At 48.7% G+C, this 18,414-nt stretch carries 21 protein-coding genes, 1 tRNA gene and 1 pseudogene; 3 read left to right on the top strand and 20 right to left on the bottom strand.

All coding sequences use genetic code 11. The annotated features are described in order from the left end of the window. Window positions 1–93: 93 nt before the first annotated feature. The 4 genes and pseudogenes from I8U18_RS02180 to I8U18_RS02170 form a co-directional block, all read right to left on the bottom strand. A complete protein-coding gene (locus I8U18_RS02180) occupies window positions 94–1,449 on the bottom strand; it encodes a hypothetical protein (RefSeq protein WP_232331167.1) in 1,356 nt (451 codons plus the stop codon). A 3-nt stretch (window positions 1,450–1,452) separates the two neighbouring features. Then, a pseudogene (locus I8U18_RS18115) lies at window positions 1,453–1,518 on the bottom strand (SEC-C metal-binding domain-containing protein); the annotation flags it as partial. A 329-nt stretch (window positions 1,519–1,847) separates the two neighbouring features. Beyond that, entirely contained in the window at window positions 1,848–2,840 is a 993-nt protein-coding gene (locus I8U18_RS02175) for a 3D domain-containing protein (protein ID WP_052154332.1), read from the bottom strand. 147 nt (window positions 2,841–2,987) lie between these two features. Beyond that, entirely contained in the window at window positions 2,988–3,977 is a 990-nt protein-coding gene (locus tag I8U18_RS02170; protein ID WP_198055340.1) for a VanW family protein, read from the bottom strand. Between the two features lie 233 nt (window positions 3,978–4,210). Here I8U18_RS02170 and I8U18_RS02165 point away from each other — a divergent pair, with 233 nt between their 5' ends. Continuing rightward, window positions 4,211–5,548 carry a cytochrome ubiquinol oxidase subunit I gene (locus I8U18_RS02165; protein WP_198055339.1) on the top strand — a complete coding sequence of 446 codons (1,338 nt, stop codon included), beginning with the start codon at window positions 4,211–4,213 and terminating at the stop codon, window positions 5,546–5,548. Beyond that, complete coding sequence (locus tag I8U18_RS02160) at window positions 5,545–6,558, top strand: cytochrome d ubiquinol oxidase subunit II (RefSeq protein WP_033101678.1); 1,014 nt, start codon at window positions 5,545–5,547, stop codon at window positions 6,556–6,558. Before I8U18_RS02165 ends, I8U18_RS02160 begins: the two co-directional genes overlap by 4 nt. 70 nt (window positions 6,559–6,628) lie before the next feature. Here the strand turns inward: I8U18_RS02160 and I8U18_RS02155 are convergent, their stop codons facing one another. From I8U18_RS02155 to I8U18_RS02090, 14 genes are all read right to left on the bottom strand, one after another. Next, window positions 6,629–7,357, bottom strand: coding sequence for a gamma-glutamyl-gamma-aminobutyrate hydrolase family protein (locus tag I8U18_RS02155; RefSeq protein ID WP_033101679.1), 729 nt, complete (start codon window positions 7,355–7,357; stop codon window positions 6,629–6,631). A gap of 117 nt (window positions 7,358–7,474) precedes the next feature. Beyond that, window positions 7,475–7,690: a DUF378 domain-containing protein gene (locus I8U18_RS02150; RefSeq protein ID WP_033101680.1), complete on the bottom strand. Its 216-nt coding sequence runs from the start codon at window positions 7,688–7,690 to the stop codon at window positions 7,475–7,477. Between the two features lie 196 nt (window positions 7,691–7,886). Next, window positions 7,887–8,999 carry a flavodoxin-dependent (E)-4-hydroxy-3-methylbut-2-enyl-diphosphate synthase gene (gene ispG, locus I8U18_RS02145; RefSeq protein WP_033101681.1) on the bottom strand — a complete coding sequence of 371 codons (1,113 nt, stop codon included), beginning with the start codon at window positions 8,997–8,999 and terminating at the stop codon, window positions 7,887–7,889. Between the two features lie 268 nt (window positions 9,000–9,267). Then, complete coding sequence (locus I8U18_RS02140; protein ID WP_033101682.1) at window positions 9,268–9,462, bottom strand: YqzE family protein; 195 nt, start codon at window positions 9,460–9,462, stop codon at window positions 9,268–9,270. Between the two features lie 22 nt (window positions 9,463–9,484). After that, window positions 9,485–10,024 carry a shikimate kinase gene (locus tag I8U18_RS02135; RefSeq protein WP_198064435.1) on the bottom strand — a complete coding sequence of 180 codons (540 nt, stop codon included), beginning with the start codon at window positions 10,022–10,024 and terminating at the stop codon, window positions 9,485–9,487. A gap of 32 nt (window positions 10,025–10,056) precedes the next feature. Continuing rightward, complete coding sequence (locus tag I8U18_RS02130; protein WP_033101684.1) at window positions 10,057–10,431, bottom strand: hypothetical protein; 375 nt, start codon at window positions 10,429–10,431, stop codon at window positions 10,057–10,059. Continuing rightward, window positions 10,418–10,951: a hypothetical protein gene (locus I8U18_RS02125; protein ID WP_033101685.1), complete on the bottom strand. Its 534-nt coding sequence runs from the start codon at window positions 10,949–10,951 to the stop codon at window positions 10,418–10,420. The genes I8U18_RS02130 and I8U18_RS02125 overlap by 14 nt, the downstream gene beginning before the upstream one ends. Further along, window positions 10,888–11,262, bottom strand: a complete 375-nt coding sequence (locus I8U18_RS02120; RefSeq protein WP_198059865.1) for a type II secretion system protein — start codon at window positions 11,260–11,262, stop codon at window positions 10,888–10,890. The genes I8U18_RS02125 and I8U18_RS02120 overlap by 64 nt, the downstream gene beginning before the upstream one ends. After that, window positions 11,259–11,693, bottom strand: a complete 435-nt coding sequence (locus I8U18_RS02115; protein ID WP_033101687.1) for a GspH/FimT family pseudopilin — start codon at window positions 11,691–11,693, stop codon at window positions 11,259–11,261. Before I8U18_RS02115 ends, I8U18_RS02120 begins: the two co-directional genes overlap by 4 nt. Further along, entirely contained in the window at window positions 11,690–12,025 is a 336-nt protein-coding gene (locus tag I8U18_RS18095) for a competence type IV pilus major pilin ComGC (RefSeq protein WP_304650725.1), read from the bottom strand. The genes I8U18_RS02115 and I8U18_RS18095 overlap by 4 nt, the downstream gene beginning before the upstream one ends. 17 nt (window positions 12,026–12,042) lie before the next feature. Beyond that, the gene (locus I8U18_RS02105) at window positions 12,043–13,089 is read right to left on the bottom strand and encodes a type II secretion system F family protein (RefSeq protein WP_198064434.1); all 1,047 of its coding nucleotides are present in this window, start codon (window positions 13,087–13,089) and stop codon (window positions 12,043–12,045) included. Next, the gene (locus I8U18_RS02100) at window positions 13,058–14,146 is read right to left on the bottom strand and encodes a GspE/PulE family protein (protein WP_198064433.1); all 1,089 of its coding nucleotides are present in this window, start codon (window positions 14,144–14,146) and stop codon (window positions 13,058–13,060) included. Before I8U18_RS02100 ends, I8U18_RS02105 begins: the two co-directional genes overlap by 32 nt. A gap of 250 nt (window positions 14,147–14,396) precedes the next feature. Next, window positions 14,397–15,104, bottom strand: coding sequence for a pirin family protein (locus I8U18_RS02095; protein ID WP_198055332.1), 708 nt, complete (start codon window positions 15,102–15,104; stop codon window positions 14,397–14,399). A 21-nt stretch (window positions 15,105–15,125) separates the two neighbouring features. Continuing rightward, window positions 15,126–15,527: a DoxX family protein gene (locus tag I8U18_RS02090; RefSeq protein WP_033101690.1), complete on the bottom strand. Its 402-nt coding sequence runs from the start codon at window positions 15,525–15,527 to the stop codon at window positions 15,126–15,128. A gap of 166 nt (window positions 15,528–15,693) precedes the next feature. On the opposite strand from I8U18_RS02090, the gene I8U18_RS02085 reads away from it, so the two are divergent. After that, a tRNA-Gln gene (locus I8U18_RS02085) sits at window positions 15,694–15,768 on the top strand. A 41-nt stretch (window positions 15,769–15,809) separates the two neighbouring features. On the opposite strand, the gene I8U18_RS02080 is transcribed toward I8U18_RS02085, so the two are convergent. Both I8U18_RS02080 and I8U18_RS02075 read right to left on the bottom strand, forming a co-directional pair. Then, entirely contained in the window at window positions 15,810–16,499 is a 690-nt protein-coding gene (locus I8U18_RS02080; RefSeq protein WP_232330936.1) for a TerC family protein, read from the bottom strand. A gap of 208 nt (window positions 16,500–16,707) precedes the next feature. Then, entirely contained in the window at window positions 16,708–18,360 is a 1,653-nt protein-coding gene (locus I8U18_RS02075; RefSeq protein WP_033101691.1) for a M20/M25/M40 family metallo-hydrolase, read from the bottom strand. Between the last annotated feature and the right edge of the window lie 54 nt (window positions 18,361–18,414).

Here is an 18,414-nt window from a genome sequence, read left to right as displayed (position 1 = left end):
TCCTTTTGTCGAGTGTGAAATTAGTATGTGATCTCCCATTTCGTTCCATACCCAAAACAAAAGGAAGCCAAAGATTACCTGTTTTGGCTCCCTTCATTTATTTCCGGACACTTGAACTTGGTTGGCCTGTGACATTGCCGGATATACACCTTCAACACGGGCAAAACAATAACCGGAAGGCGTTTTTTTCACGACTCCTCTGACCCAGTATCTCCTTTCCACCCCTGTGGAAGGCAAGCCGGAAAGGGGGACGGGTTCCCATCTTCCATCCACCAAAACGACCGGTCCGGAGGAGGATACCGCAAACTGCATCATCACGGATTCTTGCTCCTGTGAGTCGCCGGGATCATTTTCACTCAATTCCATCAGCGATTTTCTCATTTCCACTGCTTCCGGCAGGGCGCGGATCAAGGAAATGTAGATTTGCTTATAAATGCGGTAAACGCTTGAAATCTCCTCCTGCTCCAACCAACGGAACAGGTGTTTGAGCGTATTGAGAAAAATGCGCGCCCCGTTCGGGGAGATCTTGGCATTATCCAGATACCAGACGCTCAGGAAATGAACGAGCGCTTCTTCGTTGAGCAAATTCCAGTCAAATGCTTGTCCATATCGAATCGACAGGTATTTGTACAACCATTCGAGGGTGCGGCTGTAAAATTGCTGCGTCCCTTTTTGCAATGGAGCAACAAAGGAAAGAAAAAATTGCTCCAGCTGAAGCATGGTTCGGGGGGGCAGGTCTTCCTCCTTTTCTTTCGCCATCGGCCAGAAGAAGCCGTTGATCGGTTCAGGCGTTGCTGACGGAACAGCTTTTACCTGCTCCAATTCCTCAGCCCGACTGATCGACCATCCGAACACTTTCCATCCTTTTTCCCAAGTGGTCAACTCTTGGCGTTTTTCATCTACTTGGCTGTATTTTTCTAGTTGCACGAGTATCTCCCCTCTCATCTCCTGCACAAAAGAGGTATAAGGGCCGAAAATCTGATAGCGATTGCCGATCCTGAGCAATCTTGTAAACAAAAGGGATTTCTCCGCAATGGCTCCCGCCGGCAAAACGGTAAACTCTTGTCCGGTTTCCAGTTCTTTCAATATGATGTATTCTTCTTCTTTTTTCGTTACTTCAAAGCAGGTAAACTTCGACTCGGAGAAATATCGGGCCAAGCGCTCTTTTTGCGGTGCCTTGCGCAAGGTGGCACTCCACACTTCGACAGGCCGTTTGCGGTTTAAACAGGGGGCATCAAATAAAATCCACAAGCGAAAGGATGTGGAAAATTCTTTTGGTATCGGCTGATCCATCGGAAACTGAAGCAATTTCTTGAAACGATTCGCCCATTCGAGCTGTTTCCCCTCCGATACCCGCTGATTAAACCAGCGGTTAAGCTCTGACAACAGTTCGTTTTTCAATTGGCTTTCACGCGCTTCACGGGCTTTTTCAGCCGCGTCCAGCGTCACAACCCTTTCACAACATTTTTTGAACTTTTTTCCACTGCCGCATGGGCAAGGTTCATTCCGACCTACCATCATGACACCTCGGATGCAGTATTCCTTGCCTTCAGTATAGCTGAAACAGCATCAAAAACAAATATTTACCAATTCATCCTGATTTTCTGATTGCAGGTTCTCGGTCGCTTTTTCATATATCAATAATATATATACCTTTATATAAAGGGTTGTAAACCATTTAATTAAAAATAAAAAAAGGCCGGATTGAAAAGGAAGGAAAGAAAAAATTTTGCAAAGACGCTTGGCATTGGCATTTCAGGTGGATAAACGGAGTCCCTGTTAAATAATTCCCTATCAAACAAAAAAATACCTGCAACGAATAAACATTGCAGGCAATTTTTTGTTTATTATTTTAAAATCTTGATCGTAACCGTCCGTCGACCCCAGTTGATCGCTTCTTGTTCAGAATCGAAAAATAAATCGATAATCTTTCCATTGATCGCTCCACCGGTATCTTCGGCCACACCGTAACCGTAACCCGGTATGTACAATTTTGTTCCCAGCGGAATGACGTCAGGGTCAACCGCAATCGTTCCGCGATGGGGGTATGTGCCCGTAGCCGTTCGGGAACCGGTAGCAGTATATCCTGTTGCCTCAACCGTCAAAGTTCCCGTCTCTTTGGCTGAAGTCAGATTGACGCTTTCCTTTTGGGCCATTTCTTTGTTGGTTCCGACTTTCACGATTTTCTCGACAGGCTCGACAGAATCGATCAGTTTTTGCGTAACGACGGGTTCTCCATCTTCCACGACCGGTTGACCATTTTTGTACAACATGGTCACCTGATAAACCTTTTTCCCTTCTTTCCCGTCCTGTTTCACTTCCGTTTTGCCATCAGCCATCTGGTTGTCTTCAATTTTCTTCGTTTTGTACGGAACCTCTTCGACCTTCTTCTTCACTCGCTGCTCCAATCGATCTACTACGATTTTAGTTCCTTCCTTAATCTTCTGATTAAGCGGAACATTGATTTCATCCCAAGCAGTTAGTTGGACCTTTTTCGACTTTAAAACATCTTCCACGGTCTCTTGCGTGGTTTGGAAAGTTCCCAGATCCTTTCCGGCAACACTTAACGAAACGCGGCATTTACAGGTAAGCTGAACCGTTTTTTGCCCGCCCAACTTCTGATCCCAGGGAATGCTCGGTTCATAGTTCTGTTTAAGCTCTGCGACAGAATAGCCTTGCTTTGTCAAAGAGCTCGCCAATGTATCGTCATTATTTTCCAGATTAATTATTTTCGGTTGGTCGCTAAAGGTTACTTTTACCTGCTGCGGTTCTGAACAACCCGTGAGCAGACTGGGCAGGATGAGGATCATCGCAAGGCTGTTTAGAAGGATCCTTTTCATCAAATACCTCCTTCTGAATAAAAGCCTGAACAATGATTGATTATAGCAGAACTTTACCTACCAATCTATTATTTTGATTGATTGTCATATATTCCTCTATTTTAATACAAATTATGTTTATGCTCACGGGTCGTCAATTGTTCCTTGCTATTCTTCCAAAAAAGTCCCCTGGTGCGGTGCAGGGGGGATGGCTCGCGGATAATAGTGCACATTTTTCGGTCCGTAAATGGAGATGGTCAACCTGCCTCTTTGTATCTCCGCCTCAATTAAAATCGGTTCATTCAACTGATTTTGGAAACGAAAATCCGGCCCGCCCCACGAAACGGTTGCATCGCGATATTTCGGCACATAAGTAACCATTTTACTGTGACTGACCCGTTGGATCACTCTCAGCCCCGCCCGGTCAACTGAGTTGAACAAGGTTGAAGAGGTTTGGCAGATCCCTCCTCCAATCCCCTCGCTGTATTCCCCTTTGACAATGATCCGTGCCGGACGGTATCCTCTTGCCAGCGACCGTTCTCCGACGATGCGATTGAAGGAAAAAATTTGTCCGGGCAGTAAAACCGTATGATCAATCGCTTGGACGGACAGTCGAATATTATGGGTGCGATTCAAATTTCGCGCATTAAAATAAGTTGAATAGGAGGACAGCTTTTTTTGTTTCAGTTGTTGCAATTTTTTTGTGGTAAGCTGCGGCTGAATCCAGATAACCGGGACTTCGAGAGGCCTGCCCAAATATTCATGGATCGAATCGAGCCACTCGTATACTTTCTGCCGGTCCACTTTTCGCCCCAACTGATGAGGAATAATCCGGCGCTGACGGTCAAAACGGGCAGATCGTGCCGGTCGGTTGATCTCATGTTCAACCACAAGTGAAAACCAATTCATAAAGGCTTGGCGGTTTAATGTGGTGGGATCCACTCCGTCAAAACCGATTTCACTGAGCGGAAAGATCCACTCCTTATGCTGGAAGCGAAAAATCATCACAGATGTGTAAAGACGGGGAGATTCTGCCGGATGGAGCGATGCCGGAGGTCGGGTATACGCGTCCGACTTCAAGCTCCCTCCGGGCAAAACAGGACAAATCAGGCACACGGCCAGCAGCAGGGGAAAAAATCGAGTTCTCAACCAGCACATAAACGTCCCCCCTTTTTGTTCCCTAGTCTTTGTCAAAAAAAGGAGAGCTATAATTTCACATCACTTCCATCAATTCTGACTTTCGATACCTATTTGTTCATTATTGAACAAAATTGATTTATTTCCTTTTAAAATTGTTGATTTTTATTGTCAAAGTTCGTGAATAAATGTACAAAGTGATGGCGAATGCGTATGATTAAGATAAAATTAGCTCTGAGCAGGAGGAATTAAACATGGACTCAGTTTTGTGGAGCCGTATTTTGACTGCTGAAACGCTGGCATTCCACATTGTTTGGGCTACCATCGGTGTAGGTGTCCCCATTTTTATCTGCTTGGCCGAAGGATGGGGAATCTGGCGCAAGGATCCCCATTTCATCCTGTTAGCCCGCCGCTGGACGCGCGGTTTTGTCATCACCGTAGCCATTGGCGTGGTAACCGGAACCTGTATCGGCCTGATGCTCTCGCTTCTGTGGCCGAAATTTATGCAACTGGCAGGCAATGTCATCAGTTTGCCCTTGTTTATGGAAACCTTTGCCTTCTTCTTTGAAGCAATTTTTTTGGGCATTTATCTCTACACCTGGGATCGTTTCCAAAAACCGGTCTATCATTGGCTGACGTCAATCCCGATTATCATCGGTTCCTCGATGTCCGCCGTCTTCATCACGACTGTCAACTCTTTTATGAATACCCCGGCAGGTTTCAAGCTTTCTGCTTCCGGACGGGTGAGCCATATCGATCCGATCGCCGCCATGCTTAATCCGTCCACTCCGTCAGAAGTGGGCCATGTGCTCTCTTCCGCATATGCCACGTGCGGTTTTTTGCTGGCCGCCATCGCCGCCTGGCACTTATTAAAGGGAAAGACGCACGTCTATTACAAAAAAGCGCTTCATTTAACGATGGCAATCAGCTTTATCCTGTCCTTGCTCACCTTTGTCGCCGGCGATCTTTCCGGCAAGTTTCTGGCCACTTGGCAACCGGCCAAACTTGCGGCCGGAGAATGGCATTTTGACACACGAACCAATGCGCCTCTGGTGATTGGCGGCATACTCGATGAAAAGAATCTGGAAGTGAAATACGGACTGGAAATCCCTTCGGCGTTGAGCTTTCTCGCCACCGGATCCATCGACGGCAAAGTGACCGGGCTGAAGGAGATTCCGCGCTCGGAATGGCCGCCGCTCTTCATCCACTACCTGTTTGACGCGATGGTGGGAATCGGTTTTTATCTCATTTTCATTTCCGCGGCTTATCTCGCGTATTGGTTGTCGAAAAAGGAGATCATCCAAAGCCGCTGGTTGCTCCGGGGAATTGTTTTGGCCGCTCCGCTCGCGTTTCTGGCCATTGAGTTTGGATGGATTTACGCCGAAGTGGGAAGGCAGCCCTGGATCATCACCGGGTTGATGCGGGTGGATCAGGCTGCAACTACGGCGGATAATGTGGGAATGGTTACCCTGATGTTCAGTCTCCTCTATCTCTTGCTCGCCATTGTTGCCATCAGTGTCCTCTCCCGCTTGTTCAGAGGACGGCCGGCGGAAACGGAACTTCATGCAGTTGAAGGGAGGAGCCGGACATGAACTTGGCAATGGTCGGAATCACGGTTTTGTGGACGTTCTTGTACGGTTATCTCCTGATCGCCTCGATTGATTTCGGGGCTGGATTCTTTTCCTGCTACAGCATGCTGACCGGAAAAGACCATATCATCAACCGGATTATTGACCGCTATCTGTCTCCCGTCTGGGAAGTAACCAACGTTTTTCTGATCTTTTTCATCGTCGGCCTTGTCGGCTTTTTCCCGGAAACCGCTTATTATTACGGGACGGCATTGCTGATTCCCGGGTCAGTGGCATTGATTCTGCTGACGATTCGCGGTTCTTTCTATGCCTTTGCCAATTACGGGGCGCGCAAGAGCAAGTTTTATTTGCTCCTCTACGGGTTGACTGGTCTGTTCATTCCCGCTTCCCTGTCAACGGTTTTGACGATTTCAGAAGGGGGTTTTATTGAAAAAACGGGGGATCGCCTCTTATTTCGGGCAGATCTTCTTTTCACCAGCCACTATTCCTGGAGCGTTGTCTTCCTGGCTTTGGTCAGCATTTTATATATCAGCGCCAGTTTTCTCACCTTTTATGCTGATCGGGCAAATGATCTCCAGGCCAGGGAGCTTTTGCGAAAATATGCCCTGTTTTGGAGCGGGCCTACAATTTTGGCCAGCTTGTGGGTCTTTTGGGAGCTTTCCCGGCACAATCCGGAACATTTCTCCCGTGCCCTCTCTGTCGGCTGGATGTTCGTCACTTCCTTTTTCTGCTTTTGTATTGGCGTCTGCTTAATGTGGAAACGGAAAAATCTGGGCATCGCGTTTATCTTCGTCATGTTCCAGTTCGCCTGCGCTTTTTTTGGTTACGGCATTTCCCATCTTCCTTATCTGTTGTATCCCTTTATCACCATTCATACCGCTTTGACGAATACCACGATGGGTATGGCATTGGTGATCGCTTTTATCGCCGGTCTCTTGCTCCTGATTCCATCCATCGGGCTTTTGCTCTGGCTGTTCCTTTTCAACGCCGGCTATGTTCGCGGAAAAAAATAAAGGAAAACGATGAGGAAAGCATGAAGAGGGCGAAACTCCTTTCCGGAGAACCGCCCTCTCTTATTCGCTTTTACCGGAAAACCGCCGATTTTTCTTTTCTCTTTTCACAAGCCGCTACAAAGGCCCGAAACAATCGTTTCGCATGATCATCTTTTGCCACCATCGACTCAGGATGCCACTGCACCCCCACCACAAACTCATGCGCAATGCTTTCAAATGCTTCAATCACCCCGTCACTGGCGACCGCCGTCACTTTGAGCGGAGACACCACTTTGCGGACAGCCTGATGGTGAAAACTGTTTACTTTAATCAGCGACTTCGCAAAAATCGAGTAAAGAAGGGAATCCTCGGCAATTTGAATCGTATGGGAAGCATGGCTGCGCGGGGCCTTTTGCTGGTGTTGCAATACCGCCTTCTTCTGGCCGGGTAAATCCTGATACATGTCTCCGCCCATCGCAATATTCAAAATTTGGCATCCGCGGCAGATGCCGAGGATCGGCTTGCGTTGCGCATTAAACTGCTCAATGAGGGCAATTTCCATTTCGTCCCGGTCCGGCACGATCTCACCCAACCCGGGATGAGGTTCTTCGTCAAATAAAGTCGGGTCAATATCGCCTCCGCCGGTGAGGAGCAAACCGTCAACCAGTCTGCTCATTTCCGCGATCAGTTCATCATCGACCGTATAGGGAAGCAAAAACGGAATCCCCCCGGCAGCGATGATCACATCGCTGTATTCCTGCGATAAAAATTGTTTTTTGCTTTGCTCAAGGGACATGGTAATCCCGATCACCGGTTTCATCTGAATCTCCCTCTCCTGTTGTTGTTCCTCCTTTTTCGATCTTATCTTATGTTTACAATTGACGAAAGTATCAAAAAACAACGCACACAAAAAACTCCAGACCAAAATGGCTGGAGTTTATTTGGCTGATGCAGGTTCGCGATTACTGAACAGGAAGCTGATCGCATAAAGGCCGGCAATCCCGACAATTGCATAGATCACGCGACTCAGAAATGAGGATGCACGGAGCGATTCACCGCCAAAAATCGCGGAAACCAAATCCCATTGGAACAATCCAACCAACAACCAGTTCAAAGCCCCAATGATAACCAAAATTAAAGCCAATTTTTTCAACGCTGCTCCTCCTTTCCCCACTGTTTACGTTTATTATCCCGCACCGCAGGAAAAACATGCAGGGAAACTAAAGGTCCATCCCGGGCAGCATCTCTGACCGGGGCATGAGAATACAGGATAGGTGCGACCATGCCCCCCGGGCTGTGATGCATATTTACAAAAAAAAAGCAACCCGATGGTTGCGGGTTGCCGGGAACTAGACTCCCAGTATATCCTTTTCTCGGTTTTCTTCTTTTTGCTTTTGATAATATTCTTCCGCCAGTTTGTCGATTTCTTTTTTCAATTCGGCGACCATATCTTTTTCCGGGATTTTGCGAATGATTTTCCCATGTCGGAACAAGAGGCCTTCCCCGCGGGCACCGGCAATCCCGATATCCGCTTCCTTCGCTTCACCGGGACCGTTAACTGCACATCCCAAAACAGAAACCTTGATCGGAGCGCGAATTTTGGAGATATAATCTTCGATCTCATTGGCAATGCTGATGAGGTCGATTTCGATTCGCCCACAAGTCGGGCAGGAAATCAGCGTCGCCGCGTTTGCAGCCAACCCAAACGCTTTTAAGAGCTCCCTTGCCACTTTTACTTCTTCAACAGGGTCAGCACTCAGGCTGATCCGCACCGTATTTCCGATTCCCATCGCCAAAAGCGCTCCCAGTCCGGCAGAACTTTTCACTGTACCGGAAAAAAGGGTTCCCGACTCGGTAATCCCGAGATGTAACGGGTAATTGAATGTTTCCGCCGCTTTCTTGTAGGCGTCAATCGCCAAACGGACATCCGAGGCTTTCAGCGAAACGATGATATCATGAAAATCGAGCTCTTCCAAAATGCCGATATGGTAAAGGGCGCTTTCGATCATTCCTTCTGCTGTTGGATACCCGTATTTTTCCAAAATCCGCTTTTCCAACGAACCGGCATTGACTCCGATGCGGATCGGGATCCCCCGTTCTTTGGCCGCTTTCACGACCGCCTCCACTTTTTCTCTTTTGCCGATATTCCCCGGATTGATGCGAATTTTATCAATTCCGCCTTCGATCGCTTTTAAGGCCAGTTTGTAATCAAAATGGATATCTGCAACCAAGGGGATGTTTACTTGCTTTTTAATCTCCGGAATCGCTTCAGCTGCGCGCATGTCCGGACAAGCGACCCGGACGATTTGACAGCCGGCTTCTTCCAGCCGTTTAATCTCTGCAACCGTCGCTTTAACATCATGCGTTTTCGTTGTCGTCATGCTTTGGATAACCACTTGGTTATTCCCGCCAATTTGAATGTTTCCAACTTTGACGGGCCTTGTTTCCGTACGATGATACATAAAGGATTCGCTCCTTTTGCCGTAACGTGAAGTCGATGTTCGGCATGTTGACCTTCCTTTATGCCGCCAACAACCGAATGAAGAATCATGAGTCCCTGAACTCCATTTACCAAGTATAACATATCACACCAGCAAAGAGAAAAGGAGCACAAACGCTCCTTGTCAATCTTTTTTTGCTTTCTGTTCAATTTTTATTCCACATTGAAACCACCGGTGCTCAAGCGAAAACCATTTTCCACGTGGCAACGGCCACCTGTCGCCCCTGTTGCTATTCATTTTCCCGTCTCAGCCTGGAACGCTGTTTGTCCATGTACATTCTCATGGAAAAGGGGATCATGCCAAACCATTTGACAGACCAGGGTTCTTTTCTCATCTGTTTCAGTTCTTTCCGCTCAGAGCGAGGCGTCTCCATATACCAAATCATCCGCTGAAGCAGAAACTGAATCCATTCTCTAAACGACATTGATTCCACCTCATCCCTTAGCTTAGCCGGTGAAATCGCCGTTTAAACGCTTTTCCCAAAAGGAAACAATCTCTTGCACGACTCCGTCTACACTTCGCCCGGTGGTATCGACGGTGAGATCAGCAAAGTCGTACAAACCTTCTCTCTCCTTCATAATGGTGTATACCTTGGTATGTAACTCTCCCTGCAATAACGGACGCTCATCAGCGGCACGACCGAGACGCCGGATAATCTCTTCCGGTTCGGCGAACAGCTGCACGACAACCCCCTTTTCCCGCATCATCTCCCTGTTCTCTTCCTTTAACACAATTCCTCCCCCGGTGGTGAGGAGCAAAGGGGAACCGTTCAGCAGCATCTTCAGCAATCTGGTCTCCTCTTGCCGAAAAGCAGCCTCGCCGGCACGGGCAAAATACTCTGCGATTGTGCAGCCAAACCGCGCTTCCAGTTCCTGGTCGGTATCCTTCCATTCCAGTTTCAGCTTTTTCGACAATTCCCGACCGACAGTAGTTTTACCTGTCCCCATCATGCCAATGAGAATCAAATGGCTCTTTTCCTGGTTCATTTCTACCTCCACCTGGATTTTTATTCTCTATCTTAGCGGATCCAGCGGTGGATGGCTAGCGTGTGCGGGTCAAGCTCCACTTCGCTCGTCTGCATGACGCCATTTTTTCCATAGGCTGTTGCCTGCACGCGGGTCATCTTCTCCCCTTGTTGAAGAATCCATGTCTCCACATAAATTCCATTGATTTGCAAAAGGCCTTTTTTCCCGGCACTTCCCATCTTCAGCTGCTTCCGAAGCACGGCGATTCCACTCTCCGACGCATATTTGCAGCGAATCTGTTCTTCATAGAGAGCCTGTGCCTGCTTCGTGTCAGCTGAACCGATGATCAGAAACGTGAGCAGCGTAAACAAAACCGTCAGGGAGGCGATCACCACCGGGAGGGCGAAGCCCCGTTCATTCCGCCTCATCAGATGTTCTCACCCTTCCTGCGACATATGTGCTCCAATCCAGGCTCGCATTCCAGTTCTGCATGCCGATTTTCATTCCCACACCGACAGGATCCGGGACAAAAGCGATATAATAAACATCCTGCAACAAAATGGTATTGCCCTTGAATGCTGTTTCTTCCTGTGCGCGGACGCTGCGGATCACCCGGCGTTTTTGATGCCGATAGCAAACGGTGTCTCCGTTCGGCAATTGAAAATACAGGGAGCCGTTATCCATTCGAAAATGGCTGCCCTGCTTCAATTCCTGATGAATATAACCGGAAAAAGCCATCGATTCCATTACCAACCGCTCTTTGCCATCCAACCCTTTGATTTCCGACATAAAGGTGCGTGTGATAAAAAACAGGGCCGGAAGCAGTATCAACAAGACGCTCATGGCAATGACCAATTCGAGATAGGTAAAACCGGCTTCACCTTTTAATCCTGAAAGCGATGCGTCATCCACCTGGCGCTTTTCGTTTTTCCATCTTTCCCTTTCCATTGAACCTCCACTTCCATCTGGTACAAGAACGGCTCAACCGCGCGGCATTTGGTCTGCAAAAGATACACTTGCTTCGGAAACTCTTCGCTTTTTACTGTTTTGCTTTCACCGGCGCAACGATCCGGAAAAGCCGACAGCTGCTTTTCCATTTCATTTTCCATCAGATGATCGATTTCCAGCCGGATGATTTCCTCTGTTTCCTTCATTTTTATTTCGTGCAGGACAGGAACGGCAAACACCATAAACACGCCGATCAGCACAAGCGACATCGTCACCTCGGCCAAGGTAAACCCTTCTTCTCCCCGCTTCATGGCATCAACTCCGCTTTGGGCCGGCCGGACGCCACCTGAATCACCAATTTTCCGACCAGTTTTTCCGCAGACAAGATGCGGATCGTTCCTCCCTGAACCTGCCCGGTCTCCCGGAAAATCACCTGATTTCCCTTATAATTGCTGGCAAGACGATATTTGTCGGGAACCGGGATGGTCCGAATCTCCTCCTCTCCCTGATACACTTCGATTTCACGGGGATTCAGAAAAAGAGAAACTTCGCTTTCACGGGAGACAGCCTCCAACTGGGCCAATTGGATCTGTGTGGCCAGAGAATCCAAAAACATCTCCCTTTCCGCCCGCTCACCCAAAACCGACAATGCCGGCAGCGCAATCGCAGCCATCAGTCCGAGCACGAACAAAATCAACAACACTTCGACCAGCGTCCACCCTTGTTCCCCGACATGCTTCATTTTTGGCATTTCACTCTTTTTTCGGAGGAGATTTGCGGATTACGGTCAATCACATAATGCCCCCCGCCCGGACACGCCGGCACCGATCGCAGATAACCCCGTTTCACCAATTCCGCCACGCTGCCCGGATACTCTCCGTATTCCAGATAGTAGTTATCCGCTTGTGCGCTGATCATCTGTCTGTTCGCGCGATCCGCCCGCTCCTTGGCTTTCTCCCCTGCCGCCTTCAGATTAGGAATCGCAATCGCCAAAATGAGACCGATAATAAACAAAACCACCAACATTTCCACCAAAGTAAATCCTTTTTCACCATTCCCCGTCATGGTTGACATCTGCCACTCTCCTTTCATTAAAGCGCCCGCACCAGCTGCAATACCGGCAGGAACATGCCGATGACCGTCAGTGCGACAAACAACCCGATGGCAAATATAAACGCGGGTTCCAAACTCCTCGTCAGCCGTTCGATCTTGTATTTCATCATCTTCTCCGTCCCCTCGGACAGATGGAGGAGAATATCATCCAATTTTCCTGATTCCTCGGCCAACGTGACCATCTGCACGAATAAAGGCAAAAACAGTGGTTCCGCTTTTTTCTTCACCGCTCCGGCAAAAGAATCACCCTGCATCAAGCACTTTTTCACCTTATGTATTCTGCGGGTTAAAAGAACCCACGGAGTCAGCGTCGCCATTACATCAAGCGCCGTCAGCAACGGAACGCCCGCGGCCAGCAGCGAACCCAACTGAGTCGCAACATAATGAGTGAAACGGTACCGGTAATACTGCCCAATGCCCGGAAGCCACAACAACATCCTGGTAAAAAAAGCTTGTAGCCTGTCAGAGCTCATCCGGATCAATCCACCGCCCACCGACAACAGACATATGGATCCCCCTGCAAACAGCAAAACGGAATGAAAGGAATGAGACAAGAGAAACATCCATTGGGTGATGGCCGGCAACGGAATCCCAAGCGTCTGATACAGTTCGGAAAATCGGGGCAAAACAATCGAAACCAGAAAAAAGACCGCACCGATTGCAATGCAAAAGACCAGCAGCGGATAAAAACATGCTTGCCCGAATTCCCGGCTCCATTTGGCCCTTGCGGCATAGTAGGATGCGCACTGCTTAAACCCGAAGACGTAATCGCCGTGTTCTTCGGCAGCGCGAATAAACGAGATGAACAGATTGGGAAAAGCGCACTTTTGCAAGGCGGAAGACAGATTCCCGCCATTTTCCAATTCTTTTTTTAATTTTTCGTATAAAGAAGATGTAATCAATTGTTGTGTCACCAGCAAATCCAAACAGGTCAGCAGAGAAATTCCGCTTTCCAGCAAATGCCCCATCTGCTGGCTGAACACCATCAACTTTTCAGTTTTCCACCGGCGTTTCATCCGCACCATCAATCACCCGCATCCATTCCTCAATCGTGGTTTCATCTTTCCTTACCTTGTCCATCACAGCGTCGCTGATCCGCTTCATGCCGCTGTCGATCAAGAACGCGCGCAACTCGCGCAAAGAGGCCCGCCCCACGATCAGACGTCCCAGATCTTCACCGGACTCCATCACCTCAAAAACACCGGTGCGCCCATAGTATCCCGTATTCCCGCAATCGGCGCATTTGCTTCCGCGGCAATGTGCACACGGCAAACGCACCAGACGCTGTGCAACGACACCGGCCAGGGCAGCTGCAACCCGAAACGGCTCGATCCCCATGTCAATGAGGCGCATCACGGCACTGGCTGTATCATCGGTGTGAAGCGAGGTGAGGACGAGATGGCCGGTCAGGGCAGCGCTGATGGCAATGGCGGCCGTTTCAAGATCCCGGATTTCCCCGATCATGATCACGTTGGGATCCTGCCGCAGCACCGCCCGCAATCCTCTGGCAAATGTCAAACCGGACTTGGGCAGGATCTGCACCTGATTGATCCCCGGCAACTGCAGTTCGATCGGATCTTCCAATGTCACAATATTGGTTTCGGCCCGGTTTAATTGTTCCAGCATCGCATAAAGCGTCGTCGTTTTCCCTGATCCCGTCGGTCCGGTAACAATAATCAGGCCGCTCGCTTTTTTCAGCAGGCGCTCAACCTTGGCCCGTTCCTCCGCTTCCATGCCCAGATTTTCCAGCTTCCGCGGTTGACCGCGGGTTTTGAACAAACGCAGGACAATTTTTTCTCCGTAAAGTGTCGGAAGCGTCGAAACGCGCAGGTCGAGCTGACCCCGGGCGATTTTCCCGTCTTGCGGAATTCTTTTCTCGCTGATATCCAAATGGCTCAGTAATTTGACTCTGGCCGTGATGGCCGCAGCATGCTCCGCCGGAAGCAAATCATGCTCTTGGAGAAAACCATCGACGCGAAGCCGCACCCTGAGTCCGTGCTGCATGGGCTCCAGATGAATATCGCTCGCCCGCAGTTCCTGTGCTTTTAAAAAGAGATCATCAATGTAATCGACAACATTCAAGCCAGCCTCATTCCTCCCTCCCAGAAAAATCCATAAAAATAAATTATTTTACAATTTCTACCTTTCTTTCTGATATCCTTCCCCGATTTCGACAAATTCGGAATTATTTGTACAACTTTCCCTATTTTCTGCACGCACAAAAAAAGGGGAGGATCATCAGATCTCCCGGCTTTTTTCAAAAACATGCAACCAGTTTGCCAACAGACTCAAAACATTATGAGCTCCCCGAAGTTATTCATGATGATCGGACTCAAGGCAAATCAATCAGCATGAATCGCGCATCGGATTCAGCATCCAACTGAAGTACGGGGGTTTGCGTGATGCGGGCAGAATCGCGTCTGTTTAAGATCGCTTCACCTTTATTAACAACCAATCGTCCCTCAATCGCAAACAGGAAAATTCTCCGTCCCGGCTTTTGCGAAAAGACGATTTCTTTTCCTTTTTCCAGATCAGCCAAGTAAATGGTCAAATCCTGATGAATATGGGCAATTTCTTTGGAAGCAGGATTTTTCGCGACAATCGGCAAAAGACGATTTTTCATCTTCTCAACCGGAAATTCCGTTTTTTCATAAGAGGGCGTCAGCCCTTTTTGCTCAGGCAGAAACCATAATTGCAAAAAATTTACTTTTTCTTCACTGGAAGGATTCACTTCCGAATGGACGATCCCCGTGCCTGCGGTCATTCTCTGAACACCGCCGAATGTGGTGGTTTCCGTCGCTCCCGAGCTGTCCTCATGCCTTAATTGCCCTTGCAGAACAATCGAGACAATTTCCATCTCCCGGTGGGGATGGGGGCCAAAGCCGGTGAGCGGGGCAACAATATCATCATTCAACACCCGCAGGGGACCGAATTGAAGATTGTTTGGATCATAGTAGTCGGCAAATGAAAAACTGTGCGCTGTCTTTAACCAACCGTGATCGGAGGTGTATCGTGATTCAGCCGGATATACTTTCAACATTTTTGACTCCTCTTTCTGTCATCATCTGAATAGAACGGCATCAAGCGAATATGTTCCCGAACCGGTGCAGGCGACACCGACGGCAACGACAATCAGGATCAAATTGTATTCATATCCCCCTTGTGTCACCCAGTAACCATTCTTTCCATGAACTTTAAAAACAGCCACCAGCATTGTCAACACAATCAAAACGGCCCCGACAGGTCCCCCAAGACCGGCGGCAAACAAAAAACCGCCCGCCAGTTCACCCAATCCGGCCAAAAAAGCCATAAATAAACCCGGCTTGATCCCGATCGATTCAAACCATTGTCCTGTCCCTTTCAGACCAGGCCCGCCAAACCAGCCGAACAGTTTTTGCGATCCATGCCCCATAAACGTCAAACCGACTGCAAGCCGAATCAGCAAAAGACCGGTATTCATCAGACTCCCTCCATTTCTGATAATTTCCGTAATGCCATCTTAACCTCATTCACTTACTTTTGTCAAGTAACTATTAATAAATAATTGACTAAAGGTGATTGCATGGAAATGTTTTCGCGTGATCGTGAATAATTTTTTCCGCAGCGGCGATGCTAAGGAATAGAGTCGATGGGGAATAGCCAAGCGGTAAGGCAACGGACTTTGACTCCGTGATGCGCAGGTTCGAATCCTGCTTCCCCAGCCAAAAAACAGCATGAGCAAAGGAAACATTTCTCCTCCTTATGCTCATGCTGTTTTTTGTTTGCTGTTCACCTTCTTCATCACATGACCCCCGACCATGACAAGAATGGCCAAAACAATCGGAACCGCCGTATCCAAATAATCCTGTCCCCCGGACAGATAACTGCGCACCAAAGGATCTCCGATCATTAATTCACCGGCAGTATACCCGAGGATGGCGGTTCCTGCATAGATAAGCCAGGGGAGCCGTTTTAACAGGGAAGCCACCAGCCCGCTCCCCCACATGATAATGGGAATGCTTAAAGCCAGACCAAACAGGACCAGTACAACACTGCCGTGCGCCGCTCCGGCTACCGCCAGCACATTGTCCAGGCTCATCACCACATCCGCCACAATGATCGTCTTAATCGCGCTTTTCAGGGTACGGCCAAGGGACACCTCCGTGCCTTCTTCTTCATCAGCCAGCAAATTGACGGCAATCCATAACAACAAAATCCCCCCAATTGTCATGAGGAGCGGAATCTTCAACAGATACGCGGCGATCGCAGTGAGAGAAGCGCGCAAAATGACCGCCATTCCAGCACCGATCATGACCGCTTTTTTTCTCTGATGCTCAGGCAGGTTTCGCGCCGCCATCCCGATTACCACCGCATTGTCCCCGCTCAAAAGGAGATCCAGGATAATGATGTTAAAAAAGCCAATCCAAAAAGCCATATCCGTTAGCCAACTTGCCATGTTTTTTTTACTCCTTTAAACAGGCATGCTGATACCGGCTTCGCCTTTTTGGCGGACCAACATGCCTGCCCTCTTAACCTTTCACAACTGGCTGAAGAAGCAGAGAAAGCGAACCCTCAATTTGAGATTCGCATACCGCAAAGTGACGCTCCGCCAGACCGGAAAGAACTTTCATGTCCAGTCAGTTGGACACCCTCGTTAACTAAAATTATGAGGAAAACAAGTGCCTGATTACCGCAACCGTCAAATTCGGAACAATTTTCATCGAGTAAGAGATTTCAACCCGTTCCCATTGTTTATGGGCATCTTTGCCATAAGGACCGATATTGATCACGGGGACATCCAGCTGACGGATCGCTTCCAGATCCATCTGGTGCTTCACTCCCCAGACGGGCATGTTCATTTCAAAGGCCTGAATCTCTTTTTCATCATCACTCAGCGCCACAAAGCTCATGTCCGAAATATACGGAAAAAATTTGCGAACTTGTATTTTTTCCGCACAGTAAGGTTCGATTTGCTCCACAGCGCGATGAACTGCTTCAATCAGGCGGAAGTCGCGCGGATCATCTTCGTTCAGGACAACACGGGGGATATACGGAGATGCGAAAAACAGGATGACCGCCGGTTCCGCATCCCCGCCCCAGCGCCATAATTCCTCTACCATCTGCTTGGCGTACTGGCGTATATCCACTGATTCCTTGTTCAGCATATTGTGGGAAAAAGCCAGGATCTGCTGTTCAAACTCCGCCCCGTGTTTTTCCCGGCAAAGGTGGTAAAATTCCTCATATGTGAAAACGCGCGGTTCAATCTCCGGAGGAACATACGAATTTCCGCTTAATCGGCTGTAAAGGCGACCCCGCTGGTGATACTTTGCAATGGCCGCTTCAAACGCTTCACGGGCAATCCCCTTCAACCGGCACAAAACATCGCGCGGCGACCAACTGTGAACAAAAAAGTTGTAGTAAACAAAGGCGGTTTGTGGAGTTTGCACATCATACTGCTTTTTTAGATCAGTCTGTTTCAACGAAACCGGAGGCATCGTCACCTCGCCGAACATTTCATCGCACAGATCAGGATTGTAATCAATGCGGGAGGTAAGTTCAGCCGCAATCAGGTTTGGGTCGAATCCTTCAAACGCCTGACCGACATGCGTCTCTTTGCCGACAATATAAAAGGCGGGGAGCAGTTTGCCAACCGTACCCAAATAAATATAGCGGTTCGGGTCCCCGTCAAAACGCGGGGCCGTATAATCGGAATTCACCGCGGCAATGAACCGGAGTTCTTCTTCCCGGGCCAGCTGATGGATGTCGGCCAGAGCAGATAAAATTCCCCGCGAATTATTCTCTTCATCACATGTGACCAGAAAGAGAAGGTTCCCTTGAAAACGGTGCCTGTTTTCGGCAAAGTAGCGCAAAATCGCCATATTGCCGGCAACCCCGCTTTTCATGTCCAAAACTCCCCTGCCGCCCATGTAATTCCCGCCGGCCAAGTCCCTGGCAACGGCAGCGGGAATTTTTCCTTTGCTCCATTCCCTGAGCAGCTCATCCGGTGAAAAGGCCAGTCCCATCCATTTGCCGTAATCCTCGACACCCACGGTATCCAAATGCCCCATCAAGATCACCGTTTCGGAACAATTTTCATCCCTTCCTCTGACCAGCGCCAGCACATTGTACCGTTCCCGGTCATCATGCCGGGTCGGCGTAATGCGCAAATGATGCGGATGATCAAGGAAATAAGGGAGCTGACGCAATTTTTCATAAATAAAAGCCGCCATGTCCCGCTCCCCGATCGTGCCGACAATGCTGGGATGCTCGACGAGCTCTTTGGTTAAAGCACAGATTTCATCCTGGAAGTTAATCATCGCTGATCCCCTCCATTTCAAAATATCAAAAAATATATCCAGGGAGGAAGATTC

The organism is Thermoactinomyces sp. CICC 10522, from assembly GCF_016055075.1.
Taxonomy (GTDB): Bacteria; Bacillota; Bacilli; order Thermoactinomycetales; family Thermoactinomycetaceae; genus Thermoactinomyces_A; species Thermoactinomyces_A daqus.
This window is presented reverse-complemented; position numbering and strand designations above follow the sequence as displayed.

Bases quoted from the DNA above. Each gene is read 5' to 3' on its own strand.
- I8U18_RS18095 (WP_304650725.1), bottom strand. From the start codon at position 12,025: ATGTCAACCATGACGGGGAATGGTGAAAAAGGATTTACTTTGGTGGAA.
- I8U18_RS02115 (WP_033101687.1), bottom strand. From the start codon at position 11,693: ATGAAGCATGTCGGGGAACAAGGGTGGACGCTGGTCGAAGTGTTGTTG.
- ispG (WP_033101681.1), bottom strand. From the start codon at position 8,999: ATGTATCATCGTACGGAAACAAGGCCCGTCAAAGTTGGAAACATTCAA.
- I8U18_RS02140 (WP_033101682.1), bottom strand. From the start codon at position 9,462: ATGTCGTTTAGAGAATGGATTCAGTTTCTGCTTCAGCGGATGATTTGG.
- I8U18_RS02080 (WP_232330936.1), bottom strand. From the start codon at position 16,499: ATGGCAAGTTGGCTAACGGATATGGCTTTTTGGATTGGCTTTTTTAAC.
- I8U18_RS02160 (WP_033101678.1), top strand. From the start codon at position 5,545: ATGAACTTGGCAATGGTCGGAATCACGGTTTTGTGGACGTTCTTGTAC.
- I8U18_RS02105 (WP_198064434.1), bottom strand. From the start codon at position 13,089: ATGGTGCGGATGAAACGCCGGTGGAAAACTGAAAAGTTGATGGTGTTC.
- I8U18_RS02170 (WP_198055340.1), bottom strand. From the start codon at position 3,977: ATGTGCTGGTTGAGAACTCGATTTTTTCCCCTGCTGCTGGCCGTGTGC.
- I8U18_RS02175 (WP_052154332.1), bottom strand. From the start codon at position 2,840: ATGAAAAGGATCCTTCTAAACAGCCTTGCGATGATCCTCATCCTGCCC.
- I8U18_RS02165 (WP_198055339.1), top strand. From the start codon at position 4,211: ATGGACTCAGTTTTGTGGAGCCGTATTTTGACTGCTGAAACGCTGGCA.
- I8U18_RS02095 (WP_198055332.1), bottom strand. From the start codon at position 15,104: ATGTTGAAAGTATATCCGGCTGAATCACGATACACCTCCGATCACGGT.
- I8U18_RS02075 (WP_033101691.1), bottom strand. From the start codon at position 18,360: ATGATTAACTTCCAGGATGAAATCTGTGCTTTAACCAAAGAGCTCGTC.
- I8U18_RS02155 (WP_033101679.1), bottom strand. From the start codon at position 7,357: ATGAAACCGGTGATCGGGATTACCATGTCCCTTGAGCAAAGCAAAAAA.
- I8U18_RS02135 (WP_198064435.1), bottom strand. From the start codon at position 10,024: ATGAACCAGGAAAAGAGCCATTTGATTCTCATTGGCATGATGGGGACA.
- I8U18_RS02130 (WP_033101684.1), bottom strand. From the start codon at position 10,431: ATGAGGCGGAATGAACGGGGCTTCGCCCTCCCGGTGGTGATCGCCTCC.
- I8U18_RS02120 (WP_198059865.1), bottom strand. From the start codon at position 11,262: ATGAAGCGGGGAGAAGAAGGGTTTACCTTGGCCGAGGTGACGATGTCG.
- I8U18_RS02125 (WP_033101685.1), bottom strand. From the start codon at position 10,951: ATGGAAAGGGAAAGATGGAAAAACGAAAAGCGCCAGGTGGATGACGCA.